8 protein-coding genes are annotated in these 11,782 nt (G+C 48.7%); 5 read left to right on the top strand and 3 right to left on the bottom strand.

The window, feature by feature from the left end:
* Nucleotides 1–283 precede the first annotated feature (283 nt).
* Both recB and recD read left to right on the top strand, forming a co-directional pair.
* Complete coding sequence (gene recB / locus BSQ33_RS04990; protein WP_088133493.1) at nucleotides 284–3,913, top strand: exodeoxyribonuclease V subunit beta; 3,630 nt, start codon at nucleotides 284–286, stop codon at nucleotides 3,911–3,913.
* Nucleotides 3,910–5,994, top strand: coding sequence for an exodeoxyribonuclease V subunit alpha (gene recD / locus BSQ33_RS04985; RefSeq protein ID WP_088133492.1), 2,085 nt, complete (start codon nucleotides 3,910–3,912; stop codon nucleotides 5,992–5,994). The genes recB and recD overlap by 4 nt, the downstream gene beginning before the upstream one ends.
* Before the next feature lie 57 nt (nucleotides 5,995–6,051).
* Here the strand turns inward: recD and BSQ33_RS21945 are convergent, their stop codons facing one another.
* Nucleotides 6,052–6,237, bottom strand: a complete 186-nt coding sequence (locus tag BSQ33_RS21945; RefSeq protein ID WP_088133491.1) for a hypothetical protein — start codon at nucleotides 6,235–6,237, stop codon at nucleotides 6,052–6,054.
* Between the two features lie 278 nt (nucleotides 6,238–6,515).
* Nucleotides 6,516–7,859 carry an amino-acid N-acetyltransferase gene (gene argA / locus BSQ33_RS04975; protein ID WP_088133490.1) on the bottom strand — a complete coding sequence of 448 codons (1,344 nt, stop codon included), beginning with the start codon at nucleotides 7,857–7,859 and terminating at the stop codon, nucleotides 6,516–6,518.
* Nucleotides 7,860–8,057: 198 nt separating this feature from the next.
* On the opposite strand from argA, the gene mltA reads away from it, so the two are divergent.
* From mltA to csdE, 3 genes are all read left to right on the top strand, one after another.
* A complete protein-coding gene (gene mltA / locus BSQ33_RS04970; protein ID WP_088133489.1) occupies nucleotides 8,058–9,161 on the top strand; it encodes a murein transglycosylase A in 1,104 nt (367 codons plus the stop codon).
* A gap of 103 nt (nucleotides 9,162–9,264) precedes the next feature.
* On the top strand, nucleotides 9,265–10,074 hold the full coding sequence (gene tcdA / locus BSQ33_RS04965; RefSeq protein ID WP_088133488.1) for a tRNA cyclic N6-threonylcarbamoyladenosine(37) synthase TcdA: 810 nt from the start codon (nucleotides 9,265–9,267) through the stop codon (nucleotides 10,072–10,074).
* A gap of 14 nt (nucleotides 10,075–10,088) precedes the next feature.
* Entirely contained in the window at nucleotides 10,089–10,520 is a 432-nt protein-coding gene (gene csdE / locus BSQ33_RS04960) for a cysteine desulfurase sulfur acceptor subunit CsdE (protein ID WP_088134534.1), read from the top strand.
* A gap of 45 nt (nucleotides 10,521–10,565) precedes the next feature.
* On the opposite strand, the gene csdA is transcribed toward csdE, so the two are convergent.
* Complete coding sequence (csdA, locus tag BSQ33_RS04955) at nucleotides 10,566–11,768, bottom strand: cysteine desulfurase CsdA (protein ID WP_088133487.1); 1,203 nt, start codon at nucleotides 11,766–11,768, stop codon at nucleotides 10,566–10,568.
* Nucleotides 11,769–11,782: the final 14 nt, after the last annotated feature.

The raw sequence follows: 11,782 nt of genomic DNA, 5'->3' as shown, positions 1-11,782 counted from the left end.
CCGAGGAAAGTGGGTGGCCGCCAGAAAATCGTTATTTTGTGTAGGGTGTTTGCTGTACGGCCACAGGTCAGAGGGACCATTATTCTATGAGTTGAGTAGTTCACTCAACTGAGGATGTCTTTAACTTGGAGCGAGATACTAATGATGAAAGGGTTAGTTATCCGTGAGTCAGATCTCACTCTCTTGTCAGGTATAAGCAGCGTGAATCGATTTATGTCAATTATATTGCTTAGATCACACTCCACCATGCTGAATCAATCGTTAACTTGGAGAACAAACGGGTATGAGTCACACAGCATCTGATGGCATGATCCCGCTAGAACCGATGCGATTTCCGTTGCATGGGATGCGTTTGATTGAAGCATCCGCTGGAACAGGAAAAACATTTACGATTGCTGGTCTCTATTTGCGCCTGTTGTTAGGACATGGCGATGCTCAGGTGCGCCATGCGACACCGCTGCGGGTGGATCAAATTTTAGTGGTGACATTTACAGAAGCGGCCACCGCTGAGTTGAAAGGGCGGATTCGTGCCCGGATTCATGAAGCCCGACTGGCATTTGCCCGACATCATAGTGATGATCCGCTGCTGCAATCCTTTCTCGATGAAATTCCTGATCATGCTGAGGCTGCCAGTGTCTTGCTACAGGCAGAGCGAGAGATGGATACGATGGCAGTTTATACGATCCACGGATTCTGTCAGCGGATGTTAGTTCAGAATGCGTTTGAATCCGGGAGCCGCTTTCATCACGATTTCATTACAGATGAAAGCCGTCTCAAAGCGCAGGTCGTGGCGGATTATTGGCGACGACAGTTTTATCCGTTGTCAGTTGAACTGGCGGCTGAAGTTCGTCACTTATGGCCGACCCCCAATGCTCTGCTGGCTCAAATCGGTCCTTATCTGAGTGGTCATGCGCCAGCGCTTTCCGTCAGTGCGATGGATGCCAGCCTTGAACAATTACATCAAGATAACTTGCACCGTATCGTTGAGATGAAGGCACAATGGCGACAGTATCAGTCTGATATTGATGCGTGTATTGCTGAATCGGATGTCAATAAGCGTGTGTACACCAAAAAATTCCGGCCACAGTGGATTGGGCAAGTGTCTCAATGGGCGGAAGCGGAGACGTATAGTTACTGGGTTCCCGAACAGTTGTCTCGTTTTTCACAACAAGTGTTGTATGAGAAAACGCCAACCGGTACACCACCGGAGCATCCGTTATTTGAGGTCATTGACGCGTTTCTTGCAACACCAGTGTCAATTGAAGCGCCTTTGAAAGCGCATGCGATTGACAGTTGTCGTCATTTGCTGGCAAAAGCAAAGTCGGAACAGCAGTGGTTATCGTTTGATGATTTGCTGTCTCAACTTTCATCAGCCTTGGATCTGGATAGCACCGGTCAGTTAGCGCAGCGGATTCGCACATTATATCCAGTTGCAATGATTGATGAGTTTCAGGATACCGATCCGCTGCAATACCATATTTTCAGCCACATTTACGCCCCGCATCCTGCGTGTGGCTTGTTGATGATTGGTGACCCGAAACAGGCGATTTATGCGTTCCGCGGGGCGGATATCTTTACCTATATCAAAGCGCGTCGTCAGGTAAGCTCCCATTATACGCTAGCGACCAACTGGCGATCCGGGCAGTCGATGATCGATGCGGTAAACCGATTGTTTGCCTCGTCTGATAGTCCTTTTCTCCATGATTCGGATATTCCGTTCATTCAGGTCGCGGCCCCACCTGAGGCGCAGCAGCGCCAATGGCAACTGTATCAGCAAGTGCAACCTGCCATGACTTACTGGTGGCCGGATGATCTTGAATCGGATTCCGTCATGACCAAAGGTGAATACGAACACATCATGGCAAATGCGACTGCGGCTCAAATCCAAACGGTTCTACAGGCCGCGCATGATGAGGCAGGGATCCTCTGTTCCAAGAATGGACCGAAAACGATTCAGGCTGGAAACATCGCAGTGTTGGTCCGGACGGGGCGTGAAGGACGACTCATCAAAGAAGCGTTGGCGCGTCAGGATATTGCCAGTGTCTATTTATCGAATCGGGAGAGTGTTTTTGCCAGTGACATCGCAGTGGATATTCAGCGTTTGTTGCAGGCGGTGTTGACTCCGGAGCAGGAGCGTCCGCTCCGGGCTGCGTTAGCCTCTCCTTTGTTTGGACTGGCGATTCAGGATTTAGATGCATTGAATAGCAATGAGTCGTTATGGGAGCGCGTGGTTCAGGAGTTTCGTCAGTACCGTACCATCTGGTCAGAACGCGGTATTCTGCCCATGCTACGGTCAGTGCTTTATCAGCGCCATCTTGCTGAGCGTTGGCTCGCACTCAAAGGCGGGGAACGATTGTTGACGGACTATTTACACATCGGTGAGCTGTTACAGCAAGCGGGAGCCGAAATTGAAAGTGATCATGGTCTGTTGCGCTGGCTGACTCAGTCGATGATTGATGTGGCTCAGGGAAGTCATCCGGAAACGTCGATCCAGCGGTTAGAATCAGAAAAAAATCTGGTGCAAATCGTGACGATTCATAAGTCAAAAGGGCTCGAATATGATTTGGTGTTTCTCCCGTTTGTGATGAGTTTCCGTGAGGCCAAAGAGGCGCGTTACTACGATGAGCAGCAGGATCGAATTGTTCTGGATATCACCCGTCAAGATGCGGCGCTTGCTAAAGCAGAACAAGAGCGGTTGGCCGAAGACTTACGTTTGTTATATGTGGCTTTAACGCGTTCAATCTATGGTTGTTATGTTGGGATCGCGCCGCTGAAAGGGCGTTCAGGAAAAGGAGCAAGCAGCGCTCATTTATCTGCAATCGGTTATTTGTTGCAACAGGGCGAACCCGGTGATGCCGGATTGTTGCAGCAGGGCATAGCATCTCAGTGTGATAGTGAAGGACACACGGTTATCGACATGCCGCCGCAACTTCCCGAGTCGCCTTTGCCCCGCGTTGACGCACCGCAGCACACGTTAACAGCGCAACAGAAACAGCAACCGATTGAGCGGGCGTGGCGCATGACCAGTTATTCCAATCTGGTTAAACAATCCGGCCATCATGCTTTTCTCGATGCCACACAAGAAGTACCTGGATTCGATCTCGATTCAGCCGGAGAAGCGGATGAATCTCTGTTCGATCCACAAGAACAGACGATTTTCACCTTTCCGAAAGGGGCAACCGCAGGGACATTTTTGCACAGTTTGTTTGAGCAGATTGAATTTACCGAGGCTCCGGATAGCCCGGCAAACACCAAGGTGATACAAACATTGATGACGTCGGCTGCGATTGATGAGTCTTGGCTGCCGGTCTTACAACAGATGCTCATGCATGTATTACAGACACCTTTAGATGGTAAAAAATTGCGTCTGGGGCAAATTCCAGCCCAGCAGCGTTTGGTTGAAATGGAGTTTCTGTTGCCGATTGATAAGTTACGTTCCCCTCTGTTGAACCGAATTCTGAAACGGTACGATGCTTTGTCCGCTCAGGCCGGAGAGCTGAATTTTGCTCAGGTCGAAGGGATGCTGAAGGGATTTATCGATCTCGTGTTTGAATATCAGGGTCGATATTACGTGCTGGATTGGAAATCAAATCATTTGGGAAATCAGCCTGAAGACTATAGCGCCTCTTATCTCGACGCTGCGATGGTTGAGCACCGGTATGATTTCCAGTATCAAATTTATACGTTGGCACTGCATCGATTTTTAGCCAGTCGTATGGTGGACTATACCTATGAGCAACATTTTGGTGGTGTGTTTTATCTGTTTCTGCGTGGTATGGATGGACAAACCCCGTCGGGGGTATTTGCCCATCGCCCTCAATTTGAACTGATTAATGCATTAGACCGTTTTTTTGCCGGAGAAGATGACAATATGCGTGCAACGCAGGAAGGACAAATGGAGCTCGACTTATGATCCAACTGGCTCAGTCTCTGGCATCGTTAGCTGAAAAACGTGTGATTCGTCCGTTGGATCAGCAATTTGCCCGTTTTATTGCTCATCAGTGCTCACAAGATCAGGCTGCGGTGGCATGGCTCGCTGCGCTGGTGAGTTATGAACTGGGTCGCGGACACATTTGTGTACCACTGGTGGGTGATGAAGGGCAAGTGGTGCGGTCGCAATTATTATTCGGTCATGCGGTTACTGAGTTGCACACGGTCAGAGACTGTGTTGAATCACTTGATTGGTTGGCGGTACTGACGCGTTGCCCATTGATTGGCGAGCCGGGCAGTTATTTGCCCCTGATCTTTGATGGAAAACGACTTTATCTCCAGCGTTATTGGTTCTATGAGCATCAGTTGGCGTTGCGCTTGCAGGGATTGTCATCACCCGTTCTGAACGATACGGCACAAACTGAATATTTAGCTGAAACGTTAAATCAATTATTTCCCCGTCCCTATGACAGCTTATTTGAGGCACTACAACAGGTGTCGTCAGTGGGAGAGCGGCAGCGTCTGGTCTGTGAATATCTCGATGTTGTTCAAGAATCTGCATTGGACTGGACGTCGATTGATGAATTATTACAGCAAGCATCCGGTGGTTCGGCACTTTCAGGGCTAAATACGTTGGTGCCGGAATCGGTATGTCTGAATTGGCAGAAGGTCGCAGCCGCGATTGCGTTAAGTCGCCGTTTTGCCGTCATTTCCGGTGGGCCGGGCACGGGGAAAACCACGACCGTCGCGCGGTTGCTGGCGGCATTGGTGAGTCAGAATCATGCGGTTCAGCAGAAGTTGGTGATTAAGCTGGTTGCCCCGACGGGAAAGGCTGCGGCACGGTTGACTGAATCGATCAGTCAGGCGGTTGAACGATTGACCATTCCTACGGAGATGAAAGCACGGATACCGACTCAGGCAAGTACGTTGCACCGGTTATTAGGTGCGATTCCGAATAGTGCCGAGTTTCGCCATCACCAGCACAATCCACTTCATGTCGATTTGCTGGTGGTTGATGAGGCGTCGATGATCGATTTGCCAATGATGTATAAGTTATTGATGGCCTTACCTGATCATGCTCGTTTGGTGCTATTGGGCGATAAGGATCAGTTAGCTTCTGTTGAGGCCGGAGCGGTGTTAGGCGATATTTGTGCGTTTCAGACTCAGGGATATAGCCGGAGTCAAATCACTCAGTTGGCTCGGTTAACGGGATACCAATTTGCTTCACCACTCCCTCATCAAGACGTGCCGCCACTGGCGGACAGTTTGTGCCTATTACAGAAAAGTTACCGGTTTCATGCTCGCTCCGGGATCGGACAACTGGCCAAAGCGGTGAATTCAGGTGATGTATCCCAGTTGTTTCAGATAACACAACAAAGCTACGCTGATGTACAAATTCATGGGTTGGATAGTGAAAGCTATCATCAAATGTTACAGACGTTGGTTGCCGAGTATGCACATTACTTGCACGCGATTGCGGATCAATCTGCAATCGCGGCGGGGACCACGCCTGAGAAAAAAGCGGAATATGTACTGCGGTTATTCCATCGTTGTCGATTATTGTGCGCGATTAGAGATGGCGACTTTGGTGTGACAGGTGTTAATCAGAGAGTGGAGCGAGCCTTAAGTCGTCATAAACTGATTCGTAAAAGTGATGAACCGTGGTATGAAGGTCGTCCGGTAATGATTACCCGTAATGATCACCATCTTGAGTTATATAATGGGGATATCGGCATTTGTATGCGAGATCCTCAGGATGATCGGCTAAAGGTCTATTTTGAACAGTTTGACGGCCATGTCCGAGGTTTTCTGCCAAGCCGGATTCCTCAACATGAGACCGCTTACGCCATGACAATCCATAAGTCGCAGGGCAGCGAATTTGATTTTACATTGTTGCTGCTACCACCGGATCATACCCCGCTTTTAACGCGGGAGTTGGTTTATACCGGTATTACTCGGGCGAGAAAGCGGTTGGCTCTCTTTACGTCTCCCAAAATCTTGCAGGCAGCTGTCAGGGTGAAAACACAGCGAGTGAGTGGTTTAAGAGAAAAAATGGCGGAGTGACTATTTGGGCTAATTCCGAAAAAGCCCGGAATTAGCCTGCAAATCGATGGACATCATTTATCGATTTAGGCCGATGGATGTGAATGTGATGGTGCGAATTTTGTAACGAGACTGACATTCCAGAATGAAGCTTTTTACTTGTTCATTCATCGGAAAAACGCAATGAACATTATGACCTTCTAAAAACTGATGGTCTCCCATGTCCCAGAAGCTTTGAAGTGAATTACAGATAACCGTTCTCATATTTTTGTGCTCTTAATGACTAATTTAGTGACTAAAAGCATCCTTGCGCTACTTTTTACTTTGAGTAAATACTGTGATCCGTGTTGCAAAAAATGTATCCATTGATTGATTGGGTGAATTTTACACAATTTGAAAATAGAGTAAAGCGGTTTGTTATCTGTTTAGTTTCAGTGCAATTTAAGTCTTTGCTATGACTGGCAATAAACATGAAACGGGCTTGAATGTCGCCATATGAGTGATTGCATCAGTGACTATCCAAGCCGAATCGTTCACGCCCGTTACAGTTCGAGACTCAATACTTTAGAGCGGCGTTGGTAGTTGTACAGGTTTTGTTTGATTGCCGGTAGTGAACTCACGTCCATCTCGACAAATCCCTGTTCTCTGAACCAATGCAGGCTATGCGTAGTGAGCACGAACATATGTTCGATCCCCATGTTCTTCGCTTGCCCTTTCATATGATTGAGCAACATCAGTCCACGATTACTATCTCGGTATTCATTATGAATGGCGACACATGCCATTTCTGCCATGCTCTCTTCCACATAGGGATAAAGCGCAGCACAACCAATAATCAGGCCGTCGCGGTCAATAATCGTGAAGCGATGAATTTCTTGTTCAAGCTGTTCTCTCGAACGACGCACCAAAATGCCTTTCTCTTCCAGTGGCTGGATTAAATCGAAAATACCCCCGATATCATCGATGGTGGCCTGACGGACCTGTTCTGAACTAGCCATGACAACCTGAGTACCGATACCATCAAAAGAGAACAGCTCTTGAATCAAGGCACCATCTTCTTTGTAGCTGACCAAATGACTGCGAGGAACGCCTGCGCGACAGGCTGAAATTGCAGCTCTGAGGAAACGAACTCTGCCAGTATGAATGTCTTGTTGCTCGTCGTCCTGGGGATCGGGTTCCATTCGGTTCAATAGCGCTTCGACGTCGGCTGGGAACAGCTCAGCAATCGCATTGCCGTGTTCATCAATAATGCCCTGTTCGGAACAGAATCCGATCAGTTTGTCGGCTTTGAGACGAATCGCAACTTGTGTGGCGACCTCTTCCGACAGAAGATTAAAACACTCACCGGTCACCGAACTGGCGATTGGGCCGAGCAGGACGATGGAGTCTTGTTCTAAAGCCCGGTTGATCCCATCGATATTGATGCGGCGCACCCGTCCGCTATGACAGTAGTCAATTCCATCATCAATCCCTAAAGGCTGGGCAATGACAAAATTACCGCTGACGACATTCAGTTGGTTACCTGCCATCGGTGTATTATTCAGGCTTAAGGAGAGTTTTCCGGTGATTGAAAGCTGGAGCTGACCTGCGGCCTGCATGACCAGTGGTAAAGCTTTTTCATTGGTGATCCGAATACCCTTATAGTAGGGCGTTGCACATGCTTGTTCCTGCAAAATCTGATTGATTTGCGGACGAGCACCATGCACCACGACCAGCTTTACTCCCAGACTATGCAGCAGGGCAATATCACTGATGATATTGGTGAAATTTTTGTCCGCGACCGCCTCACCACCGAGCATGATGACCATTGTTTTTCCACGGTGCGCATTGACGTATGGTGTTGATTGGCGAAAGCCTTTAACCAGTGCAGTACTTCTGTTTTTCACAGTAAAATATCCATGTTTATTTATGTTGAAATAATGACTTTTTATTCATTGTTGGGCAAGTATTTTTTATTGCTTTTTCATCCATGATTGTCTGCACGTCAGAAGTTGATAAATTTCGTTTAAATATCCGTCCTGTCGATTGCAGATGATGAATCAATTTGTCATGCTTTGCCAACCGTAAATGATGGAAAACGAACTGTGAAAAAAATATTGGGCCTGATACTGGCGTCTGTGATACTCAATGGGTGTGTGCACCCGACCGATCGTGCTCAACAGTATCTCGACGGCACATTATCAAATGATCTCAACCGGACAGAGACCATTACCTCCAACGCGCCTCGGGATTTTACCGAATTCCCGCTCCAGAGTGAGCTGGTTGTGCAAAATTCACCGTCACTGGCGATGCTCTATCAGCCGCTTTATCAGCATTTGAAAGAGTGGATTCAAGAAAGTGGCGATCCCGCAGAATTGCAACAGTACGGGGTTCAGGCGGCTCAGCTTCAAGGGGGCGATCAACAGGGGAATGTTTTATTTACCGGTTATTTTTCACCAGTGATTGAACTACGCCATACACCTGATGAGGTGTTTCGTTATCCACTATATGCCATGCCGGTCTGTGAGGCCGATTGTCCGACCCGGGCGCAGATTTATGCAGGAGCACTCTCCGGACAGGGATTGGAATTGGGGTACGCTGCAAATCTGATTGATCCGTTCATTATGGAGGTGCAAGGCAGCGGTTTTGTCCATTTCAGGGATGACGATTCTCTGGAATATTTTGCCTATGCAGGGAAAAACAACAAAGCCTATATCAGTATCGGCAAAGTGCTGATCGATCAGGGGGAGATCCCGCGTGAGAAAATGTCGTTGAAAGCGATCAAGCACTGGGTTATGACGCATCCTGAAGATGAAGTAAAAACGTTGCTGGAACAAAATCCGTCCTATGTGTTTTTTGAGCCAAGATCGGCGGCACCGGTGACCGGTTCTGCCGGTATTCAACTGTTACCGATGGCTTCGGTTGCCGGGGACCGACGGATATTTCCGATGGGAACGCCAATCTTGGCCGAAGTTCCCTTGCTCAATGCGGATGGCAGTTGGAGCGGAACACATGAATTGCGGTTGTTGATTGTGCTCGATACCGGCGGTGCGGTGAAAGATAATCATCTCGATCTTTATCATGGTATGGGTGAACGAGCCGGGATTGCTGCCGGGCATTACCGTCATTTCGGACGCGTATGGAAACTGGGTTTAGAAAACTCTCCGACGCAGGCACCGTGGGCTTTACCACCAGAAAAGTTAGAATAGTTTCCGGAGGGTTGTCTAGACTTTTGGAGCAAGAGTGCGTATAAATCGCACTCTTTCTTTTTCAAGATGCTTTGGCAAAATAGTTTTGACTTTGGGGAATGTAATGCGTGAATTAGATACGCCGGCTTCTGATGATTACAACCAGCGTTTTGGCGGAACCCGCCGTCTTTATGGTCATGATGCGGTTGAGATTCTCCGTGCGGCACATGTCTGTGTCATTGGTCTGGGTGGCGTTGGTTCATGGGGCGCGGAAGCGTTGGCCAGAACCGGTATCGGTGAACTGACTTTAATCGACATGGATGATGTATGCGTGACTAATGTGAATCGTCAGATCCATGCGATGCAAGGGACGGTTGGTCAAAGCAAAATCGACGTGATGGCGGCGCGAATTCGCTTAATTAACCCTGAGTGTCGCGTCAATTTGATTGATGATTTTATCTCTCCTGACAACCAACATTTGTATCTGAAACCCGAATTTGATTATGTGCTGGATGCGATTGATAGCCTGAAAGCGAAAGCCGCATTATTAGCTTATTGTCGCCGCAATAAGATCAAAGTGATTACCGTGGGTGGTGCCGGTGGGCAAGTTGATCCGACCCAGATACAGGTGGCGGATTTGACCCGGACGATTCAGGATCCACTGGCGAAGAAACTGAAAGATCGTTTACGGCGAGACCATCATTTTCCAAAAAATCCGGCGCGAAAGTTTGGTATTGAATGTGTCTTCTCGACCGAGCAATTAAAATATCCGCAGGCTGATGGTTCGGTTTGTGCGATGAAATCGACGGCCGAAGGTCCGAAGCGGATGGATTGTGCCACGGGGTTTGGTGCCGCAACCATGGTCACGGCAAGCTTCGGCTTTGTGGCAGCCGCTAAAATTGTCGAAAAACTGATCCGCAAATATCAACAGTGATGGAAGGGAATGTGATGCCTAGTTTACCGTTGTCGCCATTTGGTCGTGAAATCACTGCTGACGATGTGCAGCAAATCATGGCAAGCCTTCACGGCTGGGAAGATAAGTATCGCCAAGTGATTCAGTGGGGAAAACAGTTACCCGCGATGCCGGAGGATTTGAAATCCGAACGCGTTCAGGTCTCGGGTTGTGAGAGTCAGGTCTGGCTGGTGGCGGAATCAGAACAGGAGCAGTGGTTCTTTTGTGCCGATTCCGATGCCAGAATTGTCCGCGGATTGATTGCGATTGTAATGGCGGCTTATCAAGGGAAAACGGGTGATGCGATTGCGGCTTTCCCTATCGAAGACTATTTTTCCCGCTTAGGGTTGTTCAATCATCTCAGCCCATCCCGGGGCAATGGCCTTCGCGCTATCGTCCGGCAAATCCAGACACTGAGTCAGCGCTGACAGACAGGCAGCGTGTCACTCGGTGTCGTGTGCAGAACGCTGCGGTTAGAAAAAGCTCAGACTTTTGTCCAAGGCGGCAATAAACTTTTGCACATCCGCCATGGTGTTATAAATCCCGAAAGACAGACGAATGGTTCCTTGAATGCCAAACGCATCCATACAGGGATGAGCACAATGATGGCCCGCTCTGACAATAATGCCTTGTTGATCCAAGAGCGTGGCAACATCCTGATGATGCACACCTTCCACGATGAAGCTGAGAATACTGGCATTGGGCTGGTACCCGATTACCCGAACCGCTTCATACTGACTTAACCCCTGATAAGCCGAGTGTTGTAATTGATGCAGGTGTTGTTCTCTCTCTTCTGTTGCAAAAGACTGATACCAACGCATCGCTTCAGCCAGCGTAATTGCACCGGCGATGTTGGGGGTTCCCGCTTCAAATTTACCGGGTAATCCGGTAAATGTGGTTTGCTCAAAAGAAACCCTCTCGACCATTTTGCCGCCACCTTGCCAAGGTGGCATGGCATCCAACAAGTGCTGCTTACCATACAGAACGCCGATGCCCGTGGGGGCATACAGTTTATGGCCGGAGAAAACATAGAAATCAGCGTCCATCTCAATCATATTGACTGATTCATGGACGATCCCTTGTGCTCCGTCCACCACGACGACAGCGCCAGTCTGATGAGCCAGCGGAATAATCGCTTCTAGCGGTAGCCGAGTACCGGTGACATTGGTCATATGCGCAACCGCCACCAGTTTGGTTTTGGCATTGAGCAGTTGTGTATAAGCCTCCCAGCCAAACTCTCCCTGTGCCGTCATCGGGATCTTGACGACCCGTGCGCCTGTTTGTTCCGCAACCAATTGCCACGGTACGATATTCGCGTGATGTTCAGTTTCACTCACTAAAATTTCGTCACCTGCACTCAAGTTCGCTCTTCCCCAACTTTGAGCGATCAGGTTTAAGGATTCTGTTGCGCCCCTTGTCCAGATAATTTCCTGTTCGGAGGCCGCACCGATAAAGTCGGCAACCAGTGAGCGAGCTTGTTCGAATGCTTGGGTCGCCTCGGCAGTGAGATGATGGCTACCGCGGTGAACATTGGCATTCTGAGACTGATAATAGTGGGACAATCGCTCAATCACGCATTGTGGTTTTTGCGTGGTAGCGGCGCTGTCCAGATAGACATAAGCAGCATCGTTTAACGACGGAAACTGTTGGCGAACGGACGAAATATCAAGTGTCATGACGGTTACGACTC

Origin of the sequence: Vibrio gazogenes (assembly GCF_002196515.1) — a bacterium.
GTDB classification, from domain to species: Bacteria; Pseudomonadota; Gammaproteobacteria; order Enterobacterales; family Vibrionaceae; genus Vibrio; species Vibrio gazogenes_A.
Note: the sequence above shows the minus strand (reverse complement) of the source record. Positions and strands in the feature narration are given on the sequence as shown.

Coding starts and splice junctions, on each gene's coding strand:
- recB (WP_088133493.1), top strand. CDS start 284: ATGAGTCACACAGCATCTGATGGCATGATCCCGCTAGAACCGATGCGA.
- recD (WP_088133492.1), top strand. CDS start 3,910: ATGATCCAACTGGCTCAGTCTCTGGCATCGTTAGCTGAAAAACGTGTG.
- BSQ33_RS21945 (WP_088133491.1), bottom strand. CDS start 6,237: ATGAGAACGGTTATCTGTAATTCACTTCAAAGCTTCTGGGACATGGGA.
- tcdA (WP_088133488.1), top strand. CDS start 9,265: ATGCGTGAATTAGATACGCCGGCTTCTGATGATTACAACCAGCGTTTT.
- csdE (WP_088134534.1), top strand. CDS start 10,089: ATGCCTAGTTTACCGTTGTCGCCATTTGGTCGTGAAATCACTGCTGAC.
- csdA (WP_088133487.1), bottom strand. CDS start 11,768: ATGACACTTGATATTTCGTCCGTTCGCCAACAGTTTCCGTCGTTAAAC.